The organism is uncultured Gilliamella sp. (genome assembly GCA_945271295.1).
GTDB lineage: Bacteria > Pseudomonadota > Gammaproteobacteria > Enterobacterales > Orbaceae > Gilliamella.
In genome coordinates this window covers 34578-55235 of sequence record CALYPG010000005.1, presented here as the reverse complement: position 1 = coordinate 55235, position 20658 = coordinate 34578, and the positions used below count along the sequence as shown (strand labels likewise).

General features: G+C 33.5%; 23 protein-coding genes. 7 read left to right on the top strand and 16 right to left on the bottom strand.

Features of this window, described 5'->3' with window-relative positions; translation table 11 throughout:
• Positions 1 to 15 precede the first annotated feature (15 nt).
• The 4 genes from Q0K76_RS04360 to hinT are packed head-to-tail and all read right to left on the bottom strand — an operon-like array spanning position 16 to position 3263.
• Complete coding sequence (locus Q0K76_RS04360) at positions 16 to 1257, bottom strand: sigma 54-interacting transcriptional regulator (RefSeq protein WP_294611990.1); 1242 nt, start codon at positions 1255 to 1257, stop codon at positions 16 to 18.
• The gene (gene nagZ, locus Q0K76_RS04355; RefSeq protein ID WP_294611987.1) at positions 1238 to 2281 is read right to left on the bottom strand and encodes a beta-N-acetylhexosaminidase; all 1044 of its coding nucleotides are present in this window, start codon (positions 2279 to 2281) and stop codon (positions 1238 to 1240) included. The genes Q0K76_RS04360 and nagZ overlap by 20 nt, the downstream gene beginning before the upstream one ends.
• Positions 2281 to 2907, bottom strand: a complete 627-nt coding sequence (locus Q0K76_RS04350) for a hypothetical protein (protein WP_294611984.1) — start codon at positions 2905 to 2907, stop codon at positions 2281 to 2283. Before Q0K76_RS04350 ends, nagZ begins: the two co-directional genes overlap by 1 nt.
• 8 nt (positions 2908 to 2915) lie before the next feature.
• Positions 2916 to 3263, bottom strand: coding sequence for a purine nucleoside phosphoramidase (gene hinT / locus Q0K76_RS04345; RefSeq protein ID WP_294611982.1), 348 nt, complete (start codon positions 3261 to 3263; stop codon positions 2916 to 2918).
• Positions 3264 to 3582: 319 nt separating this feature from the next.
• Here hinT and rpsF point away from each other — a divergent pair, with 319 nt between their 5' ends.
• From rpsF to rplI, 4 genes are read left to right on the top strand one after another with little or no spacing between them, the layout of a single operon-like run.
• Positions 3583 to 3966: a 30S ribosomal protein S6 gene (rpsF, locus tag Q0K76_RS04340; protein WP_294611979.1), complete on the top strand. Its 384-nt coding sequence runs from the start codon at positions 3583 to 3585 to the stop codon at positions 3964 to 3966.
• Positions 3950 to 4261 carry a primosomal replication protein N gene (gene priB / locus Q0K76_RS04335; RefSeq protein ID WP_294611976.1) on the top strand — a complete coding sequence of 104 codons (312 nt, stop codon included), beginning with the start codon at positions 3950 to 3952 and terminating at the stop codon, positions 4259 to 4261. The genes rpsF and priB overlap by 17 nt, the downstream gene beginning before the upstream one ends.
• Before the next feature lie 4 nt (positions 4262 to 4265).
• A complete protein-coding gene (rpsR, locus tag Q0K76_RS04330; RefSeq protein ID WP_025314965.1) occupies positions 4266 to 4493 on the top strand; it encodes a 30S ribosomal protein S18 in 228 nt (75 codons plus the stop codon).
• 22 nt (positions 4494 to 4515) lie between these two features.
• On the top strand, positions 4516 to 4965 hold the full coding sequence (gene rplI / locus Q0K76_RS04325; protein WP_065564695.1) for a 50S ribosomal protein L9: 450 nt from the start codon (positions 4516 to 4518) through the stop codon (positions 4963 to 4965).
• Between the two features lie 156 nt (positions 4966 to 5121).
• Here the strand turns inward: rplI and ggt are convergent, their stop codons facing one another.
• The 9 genes from ggt to Q0K76_RS04280 form a co-directional block, all read right to left on the bottom strand.
• Positions 5122 to 6771: a gamma-glutamyltransferase gene (gene ggt, locus Q0K76_RS04320; RefSeq protein ID WP_363322397.1), complete on the bottom strand. Its 1650-nt coding sequence runs from the start codon at positions 6769 to 6771 to the stop codon at positions 5122 to 5124.
• 360 nt (positions 6772 to 7131) lie between these two features.
• Complete coding sequence (celB, locus tag Q0K76_RS04315; RefSeq protein WP_294611908.1) at positions 7132 to 8481, bottom strand: PTS cellobiose transporter subunit IIC; 1350 nt, start codon at positions 8479 to 8481, stop codon at positions 7132 to 7134.
• A 14-nt stretch (positions 8482 to 8495) separates the two neighbouring features.
• Positions 8496 to 8963, bottom strand: coding sequence for a hypothetical protein (locus Q0K76_RS04310; RefSeq protein WP_294611880.1), 468 nt, complete (start codon positions 8961 to 8963; stop codon positions 8496 to 8498).
• Positions 8964 to 8991: 28 nt separating this feature from the next.
• Entirely contained in the window at positions 8992 to 9342 is a 351-nt protein-coding gene (locus Q0K76_RS04305) for a PTS cellobiose transporter subunit IIA (RefSeq protein ID WP_294611878.1), read from the bottom strand.
• A gap of 2 nt (positions 9343 to 9344) precedes the next feature.
• The gene (locus tag Q0K76_RS04300) at positions 9345 to 11357 is read right to left on the bottom strand and encodes a PRD domain-containing protein (protein ID WP_294611876.1); all 2013 of its coding nucleotides are present in this window, start codon (positions 11355 to 11357) and stop codon (positions 9345 to 9347) included.
• Between the two features lie 165 nt (positions 11358 to 11522).
• A complete protein-coding gene (locus Q0K76_RS04295; RefSeq protein WP_294611874.1) occupies positions 11523 to 11840 on the bottom strand; it encodes a PTS cellobiose transporter subunit IIB in 318 nt (105 codons plus the stop codon).
• A 24-nt stretch (positions 11841 to 11864) separates the two neighbouring features.
• Positions 11865 to 13301 carry a 6-phospho-beta-glucosidase gene (locus Q0K76_RS04290; protein WP_294611872.1) on the bottom strand — a complete coding sequence of 479 codons (1437 nt, stop codon included), beginning with the start codon at positions 13299 to 13301 and terminating at the stop codon, positions 11865 to 11867.
• Positions 13302 to 13555: 254 nt separating this feature from the next.
• Positions 13556 to 13783 (bottom strand): ChaB family protein, encoded by a 228-nt coding sequence (locus Q0K76_RS04285; protein ID WP_294611870.1) that lies wholly within the window; start codon positions 13781 to 13783, stop codon positions 13556 to 13558.
• 305 nt (positions 13784 to 14088) lie between these two features.
• Complete coding sequence (locus Q0K76_RS04280; protein WP_294611868.1) at positions 14089 to 14895, bottom strand: hypothetical protein; 807 nt, start codon at positions 14893 to 14895, stop codon at positions 14089 to 14091.
• Between the two features lie 404 nt (positions 14896 to 15299).
• Here Q0K76_RS04280 and Q0K76_RS04275 point away from each other — a divergent pair, with 404 nt between their 5' ends.
• Positions 15300 to 16286 carry a prolyl oligopeptidase family serine peptidase gene (locus Q0K76_RS04275; RefSeq protein ID WP_294611866.1) on the top strand — a complete coding sequence of 329 codons (987 nt, stop codon included), beginning with the start codon at positions 15300 to 15302 and terminating at the stop codon, positions 16284 to 16286.
• Positions 16287 to 16400: 114 nt separating this feature from the next.
• Here the strand turns inward: Q0K76_RS04275 and Q0K76_RS04270 are convergent, their stop codons facing one another.
• Positions 16401 to 17390: an MDR family oxidoreductase gene (locus Q0K76_RS04270; protein WP_294611864.1), complete on the bottom strand. Its 990-nt coding sequence runs from the start codon at positions 17388 to 17390 to the stop codon at positions 16401 to 16403.
• 204 nt (positions 17391 to 17594) lie between these two features.
• Positions 17595 to 18218, bottom strand: coding sequence for a TetR/AcrR family transcriptional regulator (locus Q0K76_RS04265; RefSeq protein ID WP_294611862.1), 624 nt, complete (start codon positions 18216 to 18218; stop codon positions 17595 to 17597).
• Between the two features lie 550 nt (positions 18219 to 18768).
• On the opposite strand from Q0K76_RS04265, the gene Q0K76_RS04260 reads away from it, so the two are divergent.
• Entirely contained in the window at positions 18769 to 19686 is a 918-nt protein-coding gene (locus Q0K76_RS04260) for an SPFH domain-containing protein (protein WP_294611860.1), read from the top strand.
• Between the two features lie 97 nt (positions 19687 to 19783).
• Positions 19784 to 20260: an NfeD family protein gene (locus Q0K76_RS04255; protein ID WP_294611858.1), complete on the top strand. Its 477-nt coding sequence runs from the start codon at positions 19784 to 19786 to the stop codon at positions 20258 to 20260.
• Positions 20261 to 20326: 66 nt separating this feature from the next.
• Here the strand turns inward: Q0K76_RS04255 and yqfB are convergent, their stop codons facing one another.
• On the bottom strand, positions 20327 to 20644 hold the full coding sequence (gene yqfB, locus Q0K76_RS04250; protein WP_294612172.1) for a N(4)-acetylcytidine aminohydrolase: 318 nt from the start codon (positions 20642 to 20644) through the stop codon (positions 20327 to 20329).
• Positions 20645 to 20658: the final 14 nt, after the last annotated feature.

Sequence of the window (20658 nt, the reverse complement as noted above, 5' to 3'; positions counted from 1 at the left end):
CTCTATCTGGCAAAACTACCGCCCTATCCCATAATCTCTTAACTTATTAGCAATGGCGGTATGTGATACGCCTAGCCTTTTGGCGAGTTTTCGGGAGCTTGGGTATTTGTCATATAATTGTAATAAGATCTCTTTTTCAAATTGTTTGGTCATTTCATCAAGAGTTTTATTTTCGATATTTTCTATCCATGATAATTGCGATACGGTAGGTATTGGTAACACAATATCTTTTACAGTTAATACGTTTGCAGTCAATTGTGCTAGTGCAGAATAAAGTACGTTTTTGAGTTGTCTTACATTGCCTGGCCATGAGTAATGCGATAAGTAATCAACCACCGCATTGTCAATTGTTGGTGGCGTAATTCCTTGTTTGCTTGCAAATTCATTGACAAACATAGTAGTAAGTGGAGCAATATCATCTTTACGTTCTTGCAGTGAAGGTAAATTTAATGATAATACATTAAGTCGGTAATAAAGATCTTTTCTGAATTTACCTTGTTCAACCAGCAGTGCCAAATCGACTTTTGTGGCACAGATAATTCGCACATCGACATACACTTCGTTATCATCGCCCACACGGCGGAAATAACCATCATTGATAAACCTGAGTAGTTTAGTTTGCATTTGAAAGGACATTTCATCAATGCCATCAAGTAAAACTGAACCTCCATTGGCTTGTTCAAAAAAACCTTTTTTACTTTCAACTGCACCAAGGTAAGCACCAGCAGCATGACCATACAGTTCACTTTCAACAACATCATCAGGCATAGCGGCACAATTTAAACCTAAAAAAGTTTGATCCCCCCGTGGACTATATTGATGGCACGCATTAGCGAGTAAATCCTTACCCGTTCCGGTTTCGCCTGAAATCAATAATGGTTCTCGTTGCATTGAGAAGGCTTTTGCTTGAGCAATTAATTTTTGCATTGCTTGACTTTGAGTGGCAAAAATATCAAATGCATGACTCCCTACCACATTAATTTTCGATAGGCGTTTTTTTAGGTATTCAATGGGTTGTAAAATAAAAATTGTTTTGGATGATTCAATAACTTTTTGTAATAAAAAATACTGAGCATTTAAAACAATGATTGTATCATCTTGTTTTTCTAGATTAACGTTATTATCCAAATTAAAAAAATTATAATAATCAAAATGATGATTTAACTTTAGCCAATCAGAAGAGAACAACGCTTTCGCTGCATTATTATATGCAACTAGCTGTTGATTAAGATCGATTTCAATGATTGCTGCTTGCATATTTAATCCATTTATCATTTAGTTTGGTTAAATTATTGTGACGACACTGCCAATCATGGTTTTGAGTTAATTCAGTATAAGTAATGTGTGTATTTTTCAATAATCGCTTAGCTTTGTTGGTGGCTAAAGATTGCTGTTTATTTAAAATAACCAACTGTTCTAATATGGCTAAAGTACCTTGCCTATTGTTACAAGCTAATAGCAAATCACAACCCGCGGCTAATGCTGCCTGAGCTCGTTGGGCATGATCACCTAATACGGCTGCGCCTTCCATGGATAAATCATCAGAGAATATAATGCCATCAAACTGTAACTGCTGACGAAGTATTGTTTTAAGCCAGTACGGGGAAGCACTAGCCGGTTTATCATCAAAAGCTGGATAAATAACATGAGCTGGCATAACAGCATCAAGTTTATTGCTTTTAATTAGTTTGGCAAAAATTTGCATATCTTGCTCAATTAGCGATTTATCGCGATGATCTATCGGCGTTTCTTGGTGTGAATCAGCGATAACATGACCATGACCTGGAAAGTGTTTACCTGTGGTTTTCATTCCAGCAGTATGCATGCCATCAATCATTGATGTAGCAACTTGCAAAGCAATATCGGCATTTTCATGAAAGGAACGGGTACCTATGGCCAAACATTCATGACCTAAATCCAAAACAGGGGCATAACTGATATCAATATCAAAGGCAATAAGTTCCATGGCTAATAACCAGCCAGCGTCAAAAGCTAATGCTTTGGCTTGCTCTAGGTCATTTAGTGCTGCAAATGATTGAGCAGGAGGAATAAGAGTAAACCCTTGTTTAAACCGCTGAACTCGTCCGCCTTCATGATCAACTGAAATTAGTAATCGCTCAGTTGATATAGAGCGAATCTCTTTAATTAGTTCGCTTAATTGCGTTTGATTTTCAAAATTACGACTAAACAAAATAACGCCAGCAATTAATGGGTTTTGCAAAAGTTTTTTATCATCATTAGTTAATGATGTTCCTTCAACATCAATCAATAATGGTCCCATTATTCAGTAACCTCTTTAACATTTTCAGCATTTTGATTAACAGCTTTGGTTAATTCTTGCGAGGTTACTCGTTGCAAAATTTCTCCAGTTTGGGTAGATAGTAATTCCATCGCTAAATTAGCATCATGATTTTCACTTGGTAGTTGGTAAAGTGTTGTAAAAAGGACATAACCAGCATTTATCGATTTAGCAATTCCAATCATTTTACCGCGGGAAACGAGTTTGTCGTCAGATGAAATACCTAATGCTTGTTTAGCTTGATTTATTGATTGTCTATCAGCCACAGAAAAAATATTTTGATTTGCCATTAATTGATGCAAAACTTCATCAACTTGGCTTGTTACTACATAGTCACCACTGCGATTTTGAATATCGCTAATTAAAACTACTTTATTACCATCGTAGACCGATGATGGCTGTAATATTTTATTTACAAATGGTGATAAAATCGAATTCCAATCAGTTTTTTTGACTATAGGTGGTGGTGTTTCAATCACGCCATCAGTGGGTTTTATTATATCAACAGGCTCTTCATTTCCTTTATTTTCATGTCTAGTTAGCATCGGACAACCCGTTAATAAAAAAATCATCGTAATAGTCAGTAATATTTTTTTTGTCTGTTTCATAATATTGATTAACCTAATAATCGGCCTAAGTTTTTGCCACCTAATAAATGCATATGAATATGAAAGACTTCTTGTCCTGCATCTTTATTGCAATTCATAATTAAGCGATAACCATTAGCGTCAATACCCTCTTGTTTTGCTATTTTCGCTGCCACGGTTATCATGTGACCAAGCATGGCTTCATCTTGTTCGGTCACATCATTAATAGTTGGAATTAATTTATTCGGAATAATTAAAATATGGGTTGGTGCTTGAGGAGAGATATCTCGAAAAGCAGTAACCTTATCATCTTGAAAAACAATATCTGCTGCGATTTCACGTCGAATAATTTTGCTAAAAATAGTTTCCTCTGCCATTATCTTTCTCCTTATTTTTATATTCACGTAATAAAAAATATATTACAGCAAGCATAACATATTTTTAAAATAAAAATGTATAGATATCGTTACATTTGACAGATGATAATATTTTTTGTTAAAAAGTTTCAGGTTAGCTATACGTTTTAGTATAAAACGTCACCGACAATCATTAAATAAACTTAATATATTCATTTGTTAATTACTTTAGGTTGATATATAATGCCCCGTCGATTTCAACCGCCTATTTTCATGTTCCTTGCTTTCAATGGGTTGCGGTTGCCCCGACAGAAAGCTGATTAATCCGTAGGGAGCGATAATGCGTCATTACGAAATAATATTTATGGTTCACCCTGACCAGAGTGAACAAGTACCTGGTATGATTGAACGTTATACTGGTACCTTAACTACTGATGGAGGTAAAATCCATCGTTTAGAAGATTGGGGTCGTCGTCAATTAGCCTATCCTATCGAAAAACTGCATAAAGCACATTATGTGCTAATGAACGTTGAAGCAACTCAAGAAGCTGTTAATGAACTTGAAGATAATTTCCGTTTTAATGATGCGGTGATTCGCAGTTTAATTATGCGCACTAAACATGCTGTAACTGAAACTTCACCTATGTTAAAAGCGAAGGATGAACGTCGAAATCCTGAAGAAGATTTTAACGAACTAAATTTGGACGATGATTCCGACGAATAATCGTTTAATATTATCGGGTGTGGTGTCCAAAAATCCGATACGCAAAATTAGTCCCAGTGGAATTTCACATTGTCAATTTTATTTAGAACATGTTTCTAAGCAAATTGAAGCTGAACTCACAAGACAAGCATGGTGCATTATGCCTGTAATTGTCAGCGGACAAAAAGAATTAAGTTACAGTATAAAAAAAGGCAGCAAAGTTTTAGTTAGTGGTTTTATTAGCACACATACTAAACGTAATCAAACAAGCCAACTTGTGTTACATGCTGACCAAATTAAACTATTAGGAGAATAGCCAAATGGCACGTTATTTCCGTCGTCGCAAATTCTGCCGTTTTACAGCAGAAGGCGTTAAAGAAATTGATTATAAAGATGTTTCTTTATTAAAAAGTTATATCACAGAAAGTGGTAAAATCGTACCAAGCCGTATTACTGGTACTAGCGCAAAATATCAACGTCAACTAGCTCGCGCAATCAAACGCGCTCGTTACTTGGCATTATTACCATATACTGACAACCATCAGTAATTAGCAACAGAGGGAACATATAATGCAAATTATTCTACTCGATAAAGTTGCTAATTTAGGCAGCTTAGGTGATCAAGTTAATGTTAAAGCAGGCTATGCACGTAACTTTTTGATCCCACAAGGTAAAGCAGTACCTGCGACTAAAAAGAATGTTGAATTCTTTGAAGCTCGTCGTGCTGAATTAGAAGCTAAACTTGCTGAAACATTAAAAGCCGCTGAAGAACGCGTTGCTGAAATTAATGCACTTGGTAAAGTAACCATTACTTCTAAAGCGGGTGACGAAGGTAGATTGTTTGGTTCAATTGGTACTCGTGACATTGCAGATGCAGTTAAAGCACACGGTGTTCAAGTATCGAAAAGCGAAGTTCGTTTACCAAACGGTGTATTACGTACAACTGGCGAACACGAAGTGTTATTCCAAGTACACAGTGAAGCTTTTGCCAAAGTTATTGTTGATATTATTCCTGAATAATAAACTAAACAATAATACCAATAAAAAACCCGTCAATTTTTGTACGGGTTTTTTTATTAATCAACTTGCTACAGTAAAACTAACTATTTAATTTATTTAAAAAATAGCCATTAGCCAGTTTTAGAATTGATAGAAACTTCTATCAATCAATTTCACCTATTGAATAATAATTGATTTTCCTCTACCTCGAATATCAGAGACTGCTTCAGGTTTGTTATTAGTCATTTTTATAGCTTGAATATCACCACTAAAATCTTGTTGGTAAAAACTATAACCCATTTTTTCAAGTTTATTTTTTAAATCTACAGGTACATTTTTTTGAAAACTTTCGATATAGATAAGGTTAATTGGTAACAACTGATGGTGATAACGTGGCGCATTAACTGCATCTTTTAATGACATATGATTATCAAAAACATTTGCCACCACCTGAAATATTGAAGTGAATATTCTTGAACCACCTGGCGTTCCAATAACCATTTTAACAGTATTATCTTTAATAAAAATACTCGGTGACATAGAAGATAAAGGACGTTTATTTGGCTCAATAGCATTAGCATCTTTACCCACTACACCAAATTGGTTAGCTACACCAGGCTTACTACTAAAATCATCCATTTCGTTATTAAGTAATATACCTGTGCCATCAATCACTACTGCTGAACCAAACCAGCCATTAAGTGTGTAAGTGTTAGATACCGCATTACCCCATTTATCGACAATAGAAAAATGTGTAGTTTGTAATTTCTCGCGATCATTATCTAAACCAGGTTTTACTTGTTCAGTAACGGAAATCGATTGTGGACTGACTTGTTTGGCTCGCTTTGCTAAATATTTTTCATCTATCAATTTTGCTACAGGCACGGTTACAAAATCTGGATCACCCATATATTCCGCTCGATCAGCAAAAACACGTTTTTCAATTTCGGCAAGTAAATGGATATATTGTGGCGAATTAGCTTTAATTCCGGCAAAATCCTTAGCTAGATTTTGTTTCATTAATAATAATTGAATTAAACCAATACCACCTGAACTAGGCGGTGGAGCCGTCACAATCTGCATTCCTTGCCAATTAGCAATTAAAGGATCTCGCCATTTAATTTGATAATTAGCTAAATCAGTTTCAGTGATTAAACCATCATTTTTTGCCATCTGTTGAGCAATTAATTTAGCAATTTCACCTTTATAAAAACCATCTTTACCTTGATTAGCAATACATTCTAATACGTTACCTAAATCAGGTTGCTTAAATACTTTGCCTTCTTGCATCGTGCTAAAATACTTTTTAAAGTTACCGTTACTCGGCGCTAACGCTTCTACTTCTTGATAACGTGTCACTAATGGTTTTTCAACCTTGAAGCCTTCCTTAGCGAATCGAATAGCTGGAGCCATAACATCTTGCCAAGTTAGCTTACCAAATCGTTGATGAACTGCCCACATACCGGCAACAGTTCCGGGAACACCCGAAGCTTTGTGAGAATATAAGCTCAAATCAGGAATAACATTTTTATTATCATCAAGATACATATCTTTATCAGCTTTTTGAGGAGCAACCTCTCGATAATCAATAAAATAGGGTTTGCTATCCATCCAAAGGGTCATAAATCCACCACCACCAATATTACCAGCTTCAGGATAAGTAACAGCAAGTGTAAATGCAGTAGCCACTGCAGCATCAACTGCATTACCACCTTTTTCTAACATCTCTTGAGCAGCTATTGCACCATAATAGTCGGGTGATGCCACCGCACCTGCCACAAATTTCTGTTTTAAATTTTCAACGGCAAGTATTTGTTGGCTTATCATTAAAAACAAAATAAAGCAGCAATACTTCATCAATTTATGTTTAAGATATAACATTTTGTACCTCCTAATTAATATATGATTATCTTCTTTCTTTTCCTTAACATAAAAATATGCAAAATTTAGACCACAATGATGTTAACGTTGTAAAAAGGAGGAAGTGATGAATATATCATCGCAACTTTTGATTTTGAGCGAATAATATCTAATAAGAATTAAAATACTCAACCTTGACAGCAAGGTTCAATCACACATTATTCTTATAATTGAAAAAAAGAGAGTTTTGATTTCTTCAATACTCTCTTTTTTTGAAATGATTATTCTAATTGATGATTATAAATTTTAACGTTTCAATCTTATTGACTAAGCTGTTTGAACTTGACTATCTGCTTTCCCTTGTTCTTCTTTATAAAGCTTATTGTCATAGAATTTGACAAATGGTAGATAAATTAATAGTGCTAAAATTGCTGACAGTATCGCAACAATTGCGGCTTTATAATCACCACCAGTACCAATAAATGCACCTAATCCCATTGGTGATGGCCATGGAATTAATGCAATAATTGGACTAATGATGCCCGTATTAATAGCAAAATAACCCAATGTACCACACGCCATAGGTGCTAAAAAGAAAGGTAATGCTAAATAAGGATTATAAACGATCGGCATACCAAAAATAATTGGTTCATTAATATTAAAGATGGCCGGCACTGCGGATGCACGACCCAATATTTTTAATTGACTCGATTTAGCAAAAAACGCTATAAAAAAGGTCATAAGCAAGGTTGAGCCAGAACCGCCTAAAATTACCAGTGAATTATTAAATTCCCCCGCAAAAGGAATATGCGCGCCGGCGGCGTTTTCAGTCATATTGGCTAACATAATTGGGGTTATAAAGGCACCAATAATACTTGCACCATGGATACCAACTACCCAAAGGGCATGAATTAAAAATAAGATAACCATGATCCCTAACCAACTTTTCGTTAAATTGGTGACAAAAGTAAAAGGTATGCTGACAATATCAAAAATGTCAGTGCCGAAAAAGACTAGCACACCGTTAAGAATAATGACAAAGAAAGCAATAACAAAAGTAGGAATTAAAGCAGTGAAGGATCGAGAAACGCCTAAAGGAACGGTTTCAGGCATTTTTACCACCCAATTACGTCTGACACATAAAAAATACAGATGAGTCGCCAAAATTGCCATCACTATTGCAATGAAAATACCTGAAGTACCTAAACGAAAGATAAACGGTTTTAAACGTAGACCATTGAATACTAAATTACTTTGATCACTAAGTAACATAATAGCATCGTTTTGTATAATCAATTCAGGTAACGTCATGAAAAAAGCAAAAACAGACAACATTGCACCATTTAGTGCATTCACTTTAAGTCCTGTTTCTTCAGCTTCAATTTTGGTAAGTTCATAGCCAACCACAAAATTAAAATAGAGAGCTAAAATACCGATTGTGGCACTATTAGCAACCATATAGAGATCACTTACCCTAAAAAAGGTATGTTCAAAAAATCCTTCTAAACCAGTAAACGTCAATGGTAGCGTATTGAAAACCAAAAACATTGAACCAACAATTGAAAAAGGCACTGATGCCATCCCAGCGGCCATTACAGCTCGTACAATCTTGAATTGGGATATTTTGGCCATTGGGGTCATCAAAAACTTTTGTAAAAACACAAATCCGGTATTCATTTTGTTTTCCTCATTTATTTATTGATTTCTTCGTAAGCACAGATTCTTTGAAAATGTTTATCCGCATTACATTGAATTCTTTTTAATTTCTTCAGCATCAAAAAAGCAATTAATAAACACCCTATCAATAATCCCATAATTGTATTTAAAACCTCTTGAGTATCTTTCAAAAAAGGAAAGAAGAAATGAAACCAAGACGTATACAGCAAAATAATCACTATGCTATAACTTATTAAAATAGTTTGATAAAAAAGCTTGGCATAAGGTAGATAGTTATTATGATTACGATAAAGTTTTATTTGTTCAAACGATGTCAAAATAGCTAATACAAATATAACAATTGGTAAACTAGCCACAAAAGAGTTTGAACCAATCAAAAATACGGCCCAATAAAGATTCAAAAATAAGAAAAAAGCCGTACTATAACGAATTGCTAAAAACCGATTAAAATAGAGATTAGTCAAACTAATTTTTTTATGCATTTTTAATTGTTTTGTCATCATAGATTAATTAGCCAATTATTTTTTTAGATAATTCATGATTTTTTTCGTATAGATATGACATTTCGATAGCCATCTCGCTCATTGTCATAGTTGTCATTAAATGATCTTGCGCATGTACCATAATGATTTCCATCTCGATTTTAGTCCCATTGGCATAAGATTGTAGTAGTTCGGTTTGCGATTTATGTGCTTCTAAAATCTCTTGATTAGCTTCTTCTAGATGTTGATTAGCTAATGTAAAATTGGCCTGTCTCATGGATTTAAATGCTTCATGAATTTTGGTTTTAGCGTTGCCGCTATGCAAAATAATATTAAAAGCAACAAGCTGAATATCTTCTGAGCTCATTTTTTCATTCATTGTTACACTCCTTTTTCAATAAGGTGGATAAAAAGTGATTTAAATTCGGCAAAAGTTTGGCAATGCAGTAATTGGTTTTGCAGATCCAAATCGTCAATTAATGTGACGATTGCTTTTGTCATCAAGGTTAAAGTCGGGTTTTGATAAATAGAGGGGGAAATCATAAAAATAAATTTGATGTGAGGGTAGTTTTCATCCCAAAATAAGCCATCGGGAATAATCGCAATACCAATTTTAGATAATTTCCCCACTGGTATTGAAGGATGTGGCACAACTATCGTATGACTAAAGAAAATATCACCTAACATCATGCGATTTTCCATTTGCTTTATCATTTCTTGTTTATAACCGTCCGCTTCGTTTATAGCCAAACGGTCAAGTAGAAGGTCTAAAAGTTCTTCTTTGCTTAATGGTGGTTGGCATAAATAAAAATAATCAGCCGATAAATCATCAATAACTTGTTCAATATGAGTCAAATAATTTTGTGAATTGGGTGATTTAAATTTCGATATGGAGGAATGATAAGGAGTAGAAGTGAACATTTTGCGTGAGGTCAGGTAACGGCGAATTTTTTGTACATCTTCCTCAGGAAAAAATACCGAAACATGAAAAACGGGTATTTTAAAGACCTTGGTTGAAAGATCGACAGAAGAGATAATAAAATCAATTTCATTTAACATCTCCGGTTCAATTTCATAGTATCCTCGTGTTGCAATGATTTTAATCCGTTCATCAAATTCACATTCCACCCGATTTTTTAATAATTGAGCACTACCAAGTCCGGTGGCACAAATAATTAAGACTTTTGCTTTCTGCTCATTTTTAAGTTTTTCCATTGCCGCTAAAAAATGTAGCGTCAAATAACCCCATTCGCCATCTTGAATAGTGAATTTATTTAAATTAGGAAGTTGACTAAAATAGTGCTTTACTAATTCAAACATGTCTAAACAACAAGTTTTGATTTCATTAAGTAGCGGGTTTTCTAATTTAATATTTTGTTTTAACCGTACTAACATTGGTTTTAAATGTTGAATAAGCCCATTTTTTAATTGTTCATCTTTTACAAACTGATAGCCTGTCTCTTGCTGGATTTGGATAAGTAAATCACTCACGGCTAAACTCAGCTGTGAATCAAAATCATATTGGATGTAATTGGATTTACTCATTAAATGTAAGGTTAAATACATTCGTTCTTCTTTGGGAAAATGAAAACCAATCACCGCTTCAATACGATCGATAATTTTTTTTGCTACCTGATATTCTATGGTTTTATTGGTCGAATCTGGCATATTTAGATTCTGTATTGATAGCCCTGATTGTAAACGTTTGATGCTAAGTGATAGATGTAATACGATATTTTGCATCATTACATCAGATAGTTTTATTTTGGCCTCACGGCATTCATCTAAAATAATAATAGTCAACGTATCAAAGCTAATAGCATCACTAAATGTACTAAGATAGGTTAAACGTTGTAAAAAATTAATCGATTCTTCATGAAAAAAATAACTCATAATGAAATGTCGTTTAGCTTTTTCCGCACCTTCAACATAAAATAATGCTTTATTTTTTTTCAAACTAAGTTCATAAGGTTGGAGTTGACTTTTGATTTCCAACATATCCTTACTTAATTGTGAGGAACTGATAAATAACTGTTCAGATAATGCTTCAATATCAATTTTTTGGCTTTCTAATAATAATAAATTGAGAATATAGTGCTTTCTTTGGTTAACTTCTCGACAATTTGATTGTTCTTCATGGCTATCTAATAAGTGATGTTCAATTAGAAATGAATTGAAAGCGGTTCTGTCTTTGATTTGTAATTGGTAACCATAGCCTTGTTTACTAACAATTATGCCCCCATTTTCTGCAATCAATGTTTTCAAATCGTTAAGATAAGTACGAACGGTTCTATCAGATAATGATAACTCAGTAGCAAGCAACACACTGCTTTTAAACAAATTTTTAGAACGAACTAACAAACTAATGAGTTCGCGTTGTTTGTTTTTTATCATTATCATCCATACCTGTGACTGCTGTAACCATATTATTAATAATTGTGGATGCTCTTATTTATTAGATAAGAGCTTACACTGAGTAAGATAACAAGGTACCGCGCCTTAATAAGATAAATTACGGCACCAAAAACATATGTTTAAAAATAGGATATTGATCTAAATTTAGTTGATATTAACCTCAATTATTTTAGCTAGTTGTTCAATGCCTGATTGAATGGGTATATAAGCTTGAAAAGGAATACTAACTACCGGTTTACCAACTTCTTCACCTAATTTTTCCAATTTATCAAACATCATCATGGTTTGTGGGCTGATTAAAAAAAGTGAAAAATCACTATTTTTAATCATATTGCTACCTTCGGTTGCAGATACTGCATCAACAGTAATAGCTTTATCTTGATTGGCAAAATATTCAGTCACTTTTTTAGCCATTAATGATGAAGACATACCAGCAGCACAAATAATTAATACTTTTTTCATCGCTTCTCCTATTGATAATATTCCTTACAAAACTTCACCATTTGATTCAATCACTTTCTTAAACCAAGCAAATGAATCTTTTCGACTACGTTTTAATGTTCCATTACCTTTATTATCTTTATCAACATAGATAAAACCATAACGTTTTTCCATTTCACCTGTTCCCGCAGAAACTAAATCGATGCAGCCCCAAGGAGTATAACCCATCAAATCGACTCCATCTTCCTCAACTGCTAACTTCATTTGTTTAATATGTGCTCGTAGGTATTCGATACGATAAGAATCGTGAACACTACCGTCAGCTTCAACTTTGTCATAAGCACCAAAACCATTTTCAACAATGAAAAGCGGCAATCGATACATATCAGTTAACCAATTTAGCGTGTAGCGCAATCCCTCAGGATCAATTTGCCAACCCCAGTCAGATTTTTTGACATACTGATTACCAATTAGATCCGTTTTTTCATTATATTCATAATTATCATCACCTGTTTTTTTCCTAATCGCGTTAGACATGTAATAACTAAAGCCGATATAGTCAACGGTTCCTCTTGTTAGTATTTCTAGATCTTGCTTTGTAATATCTAACTTATAGCCTTTATGTTGCCAATATTTTTTAATATGATTTGGATATTTACCATGGACATGTATATCAGTAAAAAAGTATTTACGCTCCATTACCTTTTGTGCCATTAAAATATCACTTGGCTTACAAGTTTCAGGATAAATTGGCACCATCGCAATCATACAACCTATTTGAAAATCAGGATTAATGGCATGACCAATTTGTACTGTTTTGGCACTAGCAACAAGTTCATAATGGGCAGCTTGATACATAATTTGTTCGCGATCATCGCCAGATTTATAGTAAATTCCGGAATTAGTAAACGGTGCAAAATCTTCATCAAAGTTAGCTTGATTATTGATTTCATTAAATGTCATCCAGTACTTAACTTTATTTTTATAGCGGTCAAAACAAACTTCGGCAAAACGAACAAAAAAATCAATTAATTTGCGATTTCGAAATCCACCATATTCAGTGACTAAATAGTAAGGTAATTCAAAATGAGAAAGGGTAACAACAGGTTCAATATTGTATTTTAGACATTCATCAAACAGATCATCATAAAATTTTAAGCCTTCCTCATTAGGCGCGAGCTCATCACCTTTAGGAAAAATGCGCGTCCAAGCAATCGAGGTTCGAAAACATTTAAAACCCATTTCAGCAAATAGCTTAATATCTTCTTTATAGTGATGATAAAAATCGATGGCCTCATGATTGGGATAATACTCACCAGCTATTATACCTTCGGTGATTTTACGATAACTTTTTGGGGAACCAACAGTCATTACATCAGCAACACTCATCCCTTTACCACCGGCTTGCCAAGCTCCTTCTAATTGATGAGCGGCAACTGCACCTCCCCATAAAAAATTTTTTGCTAAACCTTTATTATTCATAATCAAACACCTGTGTTATTGAGAATTCAAATTAAGTATAAAAGGAAAAAAATTGAATTTCTAATCCACATTTTCCGTATTGATAAGGAAAATGTGAGAACATTAGGGTTTATTATTTTTAAACGCTCGATTAATCTAAGTTAGCTAGCAAAAAAGATAGAAAAGATATTGGCAAACTATAATAATCTACATGCTGATTTAAAAAAGCCAACAGCAAGTTGGCTTTAGTCATAGCTTTAATACATCAAAAATGTTCATTTTGGTTGCCATTTACCATTAGCATCTTTGTGATAAACCTTTTCAACCGCTGACCAGGCAACTCTAAAAGCAATTTGTTCTGGCGAACTATTATCACGACGTTTTTTGGGATCTTGATACTCTTTGATGGCACTATTAAAAGCTTCTTTAAAAATATCTTGGGCATGTTCTGGTAAAACATGGCGAACTGAATCCGGTAAATCATTACGTGTTTGATAAGGCATATAACATTTCCTCTATAAATTAATCATGCATGATTGAAAATTTAAAAATGGTAAAAGTTAAAACTGCGTCAAATCATAATTTTCTCTTTGAATCTAAGATCTTTTTAGCAAGAATACAAGTTTTAATTTCTGCAAGGACATAATTATAGTTCTGATGTAACTAAAGGATAAATTGATTTTTAAATTGCCCCCCTATATGCAAAATAAAGCCGTTTAAAAGTTGAGTTTTCGATTAAATTATTTAATGGTAGATATAATCAATATTAAAATGCGGCACATAATGCACCGCTGGGTATAAAGTAAAATTAATTTTTATATAATTGGTAAGCCTGATCTAATAACTTAATTGCTGGTTGCAACAGCTCTAAAGTTGTAGGTTCAATCTTATCACTATTTTGCGATCCTGACATTGGATTGGTATAAGAATAAGTGACATCTGATGCTACTTTCATTGCTTCTATTGCATCACTGGCATCTTTACCAAAGATAAAAGGGTACTCTGATTGATTGGAAAAAACTTTATTGTCTATGGTAAGTTTTTCAATAGGTTTGAAGATATTTTTATTAATACTAATAATATATCCTTCCGGAATTTCATTAATCTTGGGAGTTTTTTGGATAAAAAATGTACTTCTTTCAATGAAACATCTTTTTATGGTTTTATCACTATCCTTTTTTGGAGAAAAGTGTTCACAAGTTAAATCCCAACTATCCCAACCCTTTTTAATACCGCCTATAACATTAAAACCAGTATGTGAAACACGATATTCATTGTCATTGATTAAACCACTTTCATCAACACTCAATGTTAATTCTTTTCTCTCAGAATTATAATTACTTATTGAACAGCTAACTTTAGCATTTGCAAACAGCGGGCGTTGGCTAAAAGTTGGTTCGGTTGAAACGACTGAAAAACCATTAACGGTTTTTAATTCTTTAGATATTAGATATTCGGTACAATTAAACTGTTTAATTACACTCTGGTTACCCGCCCACGTAATTTCATCTTTTGTCATCTGCCGATAAAAAGTATCAGTATAAGAACTTGCGAAAGCTGATGGAATCAATAGTAAAAATGTGAATAGATTTGTCAATAGATATTTAAAAACCATAAAATTTCCTTCTTTATATTTTTTTAATAATGAGATAGTTACTGCCATGAATTATCTTTCTATGAATATAATACGCTTTAGTAAAAAAAGCGAATATGATTAATAGAAATACAAATTTTTAAATAATAAAAATTATCTTGGTTATTTTATGCTTTTAATAAGAAACATATTAGATTGAATTCTTATTTAGCATATTATTTTACTTAACGTTTTTGTGGTAACCCTTTTTTATTCCTAATTAAGCAACTCTAATAGCAATTAGCTTTGAAAAGCTATCATTGGCTCATTTTTTTAAGCTTATAATAGAATAAAATTATCAATTTTTTAAACGCTAAACTGAATATTTTTTGTTATCATTATTTACCAATTAGATTATAACAACCAAATGAAAGGTAAAGCATTCAATGATCAGAAACAAAATGTACTTATTAACACACACTATTGCAATTACAATAATGTTATTATCGTTACCTGTTTTCGCTGAGAATTCATCTGACAAAATAGATTCTGTTATTCAAAGTAAAATAAGTTTGCAAGAAGCAAGAGCAGGGTTCAAAACTAAAATAGTTAATCCTAATATTTATGATGAGCAACCACCAATTCCTCCTAAAGATATATTTTCATTAGTTTATTATCCGGCCAAAGATGGCAAAATGTCAGCTTATCTTACACCTGATCCTAAGGATGGGGAAAAACACCCAGCTGTAATTTGGATTAGTGGTGGATTTGGCGGTCAAGGTGGTGACTTCTGGTCTCCTGCGCCAAGATCTAATGATCAAACAGGTAGTGCTTTTCGTAAAGCAGGATTAATTCTTATGTTACCTAGCTTTAGAGGTGAAAGTGGTAATCCTGGATATGATGAAATGTTCTATGGAGAAATTGATGATCTAGAACAGGCACGTCAATTTTTGGCAACTCAACCTTATGTTGACCCGAATAGAATTTATCTGGCCGGACATAGCACCGGAGGAACCCGAGTTTTACTGGCTAGTGAGCTTTTAACCGGATTCAGAGCTATCTTCTCTTTTGGTGGCGTGAGTGATGTTAAAAAATGGTGGGGAAATAATGATTTATCTTTTTTTTCATTTGATACAACCGATGCCAAAGAATTTAAACTTAGATCGCCAGGTTATTTTATTGAATCAATCAAAACACCAACTTTTTACTTTGAAGGCGAACAAGATTTTAACAAAGATTTTGATGCACTAGCATCTATTGCACAAAATAAAAATATTCCTTTTCATGTAAATATGATTAAAGGTGGTAATCACTTTACTATTATCTATCCAATAACTGAACTAATCAGCCAAAAAATAATAAATGATACAGGTGAAAAAACAAATATCACTTTTACTCAAGAAGATATTGCCAAAATAGAAAATTCACTTTAAATTGAAATTAAATGGATGTAGATGTATAAAAATATAAATTTTATACATCCTCTTATTTTTAATAAATTAGGAGTAAACAGACTTGCCTATTTTATTGGCTAGTCTGAGTTTAATTTATTGATTCACATCCACTACAAAACGGCCTTTTATTTGTCCTGCTATCATTTTATTGGCAGTATCGACACACTCTGCTAAAGTGATAGTGTTACCAATATGAACTAATATTTCTTCATCAAGATGTTGTGCTAATAAGTCCCATGCGGCAATACGTTTATCGTAACTTGCCATAACACTATCAATACCTGCCAACGTTATCCCACGCAAAATAAATGGCGCTACTGTAGCTGGAAAATCCATGCCTTGCGCAAGTCCACAACAGGCAACTATCCCACCATATTGAGTTTGTGCACACACATTAGCTAAAGTATGTGACCCCACCACATCCACAACAGCTGACCATTGTTCTTTTTGCAGTGGTTTAGCTGCTACTTTTAATGTTTGACTATCAATAATATTAACTGCACCTAATCGGTTTAAATAATTGTTATCATTCATCTTACTGGTTGATGCGGTCACTTGGTAACCGAGTTTAGCCAACAAAGCGACTGCAATTGAACCCACTCCACCACTAGCTCCAGTTACTAATATATTGCCTTGTTCTGGTCTAACCCCAAAATCAACAATACGCTTTACACATAACGCGGCAGTGTAACCAGCTGTACCAATAACCATAGCTTGGTAAGGTGTAAGATTATTAGGTAAAGGGATCAGCCAATCAGATTTTAAATAAGCATATTGCGCTAAACATCCCCAATGGGTTTCACCACAACCCCAACCATTTAAAATAACCATATCATTTTGTTGGTAACGGCCACTATTACATTCCACTACCTTACCAACGCCATCAATTCCGGGCACCATAGGCCATTGTCTAACTATAGGACTTTTATTGGTTAATGCTAATGCATCTTTATAGTTAATACTTGAGTACAGAACCTCAATTAAGGTATCACCTTCTTGAGCTAATAGCTGCTCTTTATTGATGTTCCTTAATGAAAAACCTGTTGTTGTATCTTTTTCTAACAAAATCGCATTAAATGACATGAATACTCCTTATTACATTCCATAACTTACTAGTGCTTATTAACTTAATGAGCAAATGTGAGTGAGATTTAAAAAACTTATTAGTTATTTATAGACGATTGGTCTAAAAATTATAGACCGATCGTCTAGTTAATTGCAATATATAAAAATATAATAATCAACAATTATGCTCATAAGAAAAGAAAAAGTTAAATCTTAAAAAGATTACTGAATGATTTTGTTTAAGAAAAGCCGAATAAAAATATCTAGTGGTTCGGATTTTTTAATTAATTTACTTCGCGTGACCGCCCCTTCCCAACCAATCCAAAAAAACTCTGCCAATTCTTTACAATTAATATCTGTAGCAATTTCGCCCAATTGCTGGGCCTGTAATAAACATTGTTCTATTTTAACTTGCCAGCTAGTTAAGATTTGCTCTAATATTTGATGATAGCCATCGGGTAATAATGATTCTTCTTGGATTAATTCACCAATTAAGCAACCACGATTAAAACCATATTTTGCCATACCCTGTTTGGCATCTTCATAAAAAGCTGAAATTCTTGATAATGGTGAGGCTATGGACTTATTAGTCAAATGTTTATCTAATTTGTAGGCAAAAAAACTATCATAACTAGCAATAATTGCTCGCCCAAAATCTTCTTTACTTTTAAAGTAATAATAAAAAGACCCTTTAGGCACATCCACTTTTTGCAAAATACTTTCAATATTGCAGGAGATATAACCATAAGTTGTCATCAACTCCACCCCACTACGAATTAACGCAGCTTTAGTTTCTTGGCCTTTTTTAGAAAGATTGTTAGCTAAAGTATTTTGACTAGCAAGCATGTTATTTCTTATCCAGTTGTTGCAGGTAATGTATGGTTAAATTGGATTATAAATAATAAATAGTCATGCTAGTAAATGCAATGATATTCTTAACAATAATAAAAGATGATTGTTAAAGCTTCCCTGCTTGCAATGATCAAATAAAATGACAAAGCAAGTTAGTGAACCACTTTGAGAATAATTTGTTTGAGTGCGGAAAAATGGGAAGGTACTAGCTTAGCTGAACAACTGTTGTTATCAACAAAAAATAGATTCATTTTAGTTTTGCTAATAACAAGGATGCTAAAATGCTCTTGCTAGCTTCATTCTAATTAAATAGAGAGTGAATAATTAATAATGACACCTATAAATCCATGTGATCTAATTAAATCTGCAATTACTAACCCTGTTTAATTGATAAAACAACTGATTATTCTGTTATCAATTCAATTTTTGATTTGGTTCTATTTTATATAAAAAACAATTAATTAAACACTGGTCAAAAATATTAATTGGTCTTAAAATAGTCCACTCTTTTTGACTATTTATAATTACGTGAGATTTTTAATTTATGCCATTTCTTATCCTTATCGGTATTATCGTTTTATTAGCGATTGTTACCGTTTTCAAAGCAATTACTATTGTTCCTCAAGGTTACCAATACACCATTGAACGTTTTGGTAAGTACACCCGCACACTTGAACCAGGTTTAAATATTATTATTCCTTTTATGGACAGTATTGGTCGTAAAATTAATATGATGGAGCAAGTATTGGATATTCCATCGCAAGAAGTCATTTCAAAAGATAATGCTAATGTCCAAATTGATGCAGTTTGTTTTATTCAAGTACAAGAAGCTGCCCGAGCTGCATATCAAGTTAATCAACTTGAACGCGCCGTTATTAATTTAATGATGACTAATATTCGTACAGTTCTTGGTAGCATGGAACTCGATGAAATGTTATCGCAACGCGATCATATTAACTCAAAATTACTCAGTATTGTTGATGAAGCAACTAGTCCTTGGGGTATTAAGATTACGCGTATTGAAATTAGAGATGTTCGCCCACCGGCCGAACTTATTGCTGCCATGAATGCGCAAATGAAAGCTGAACGTAATAAACGTGCTGAAATCCTTGAAGCAGAAGGTGTTCGTCAAGCAGCGATTTTGCGTTCTGAAGGTGAAAAACAATCTGAAATCTTAAAAGCGGAAGGTGAACGTCAAGCAGCTTTCTTACAAGCTGAAGCGCGTGAAAGAGCAGCAGAAGCAGAAGCGAAAGCAACGCAAATGGTTTCAGAAGCGATTGCGGCAGGAAATATCAATGCAATTAACTATTTTGTGGCACAAAAATATACCGATGCCTTACAACAAATTGGTTCAGCAGATAATAGTAAAGTCATTATGATGCCTCTTGATGCGGCAAACTTGATGGGTAGTATTGGTGGTATTGCTGAATTAATCAAAGAAGCAAAACCGGGTAACAAATAGTAACAATTTATATTGAAACACATGCTTCTCCTGAAAGATCTTTACAATAAAGAGAAGCATTAGCTCAATACCAAAATAAAATGAAAGGTACCCCATAATGAATGATTTTTTTGCAGCTATTTACTATTCACCACATTGGGTATTTATTGCCTTAGGAGGCATTTTATTAATAGCAGAATTGCTGGGGACCGGTGGTTATGCTTTATGGAGTGGAATTGCAGCAATTATAGTCGGTTTAATCGCTTGGATTTTACCTTTATCATGGCCTATTTTATGGATTTTATTTGCGATTCTAACCTTAATAACAGCCTATCTTTGGTGGCTTTGGCTTAGAAAAAATGGTAAAGATATAGCAAGCAAAGGCGAAATTAACCAACCCCAACAAGATTTAATTGGCATTAAAACTGTGGTAACTCAAGCGGTTATTAATGGTTCCGGACGAGTTAAAATTAAAGATGGTAGCTGGTCTGCTAAATGTGATATCGATTTACCGGTTGGGGAACCAGTTGAGGTAATTGCGGTTAATGGCTTAATATTAACAATTATGCCTATAAATGCTAGTCATAAAAATTGATCCCCCTCTTTGATTACTATTTATAATAAACTAAAAAAACGAGTTGTTAGCTCGTTTTTTTATGCATTAACGTTGAAGCTCGAAATGAATAAGAAACAATGATTCTTCATTAGGGTAGATTGTTGAAATAACCTTTTTTAATTCATCTAAGCTCATATTTTCCTGATTGGCATGCTTTTGAGTAAGTTGCTCAAGCGTAATCGGTGTAACACTTAACACTTTTATCTTACAAAAATATTCATTATCTTCAAATGTACCAACTCGAAGAATATCACCTGATTTATAATGAGATTCGCTTTTATCACGAATCGTAATAACTTTTAAGCCAGTTAGAATGTCAGACTTAAAACGTTGATAAAAAGTAATATCATTTGGCACAACAATTTTCTCTTAAAAAA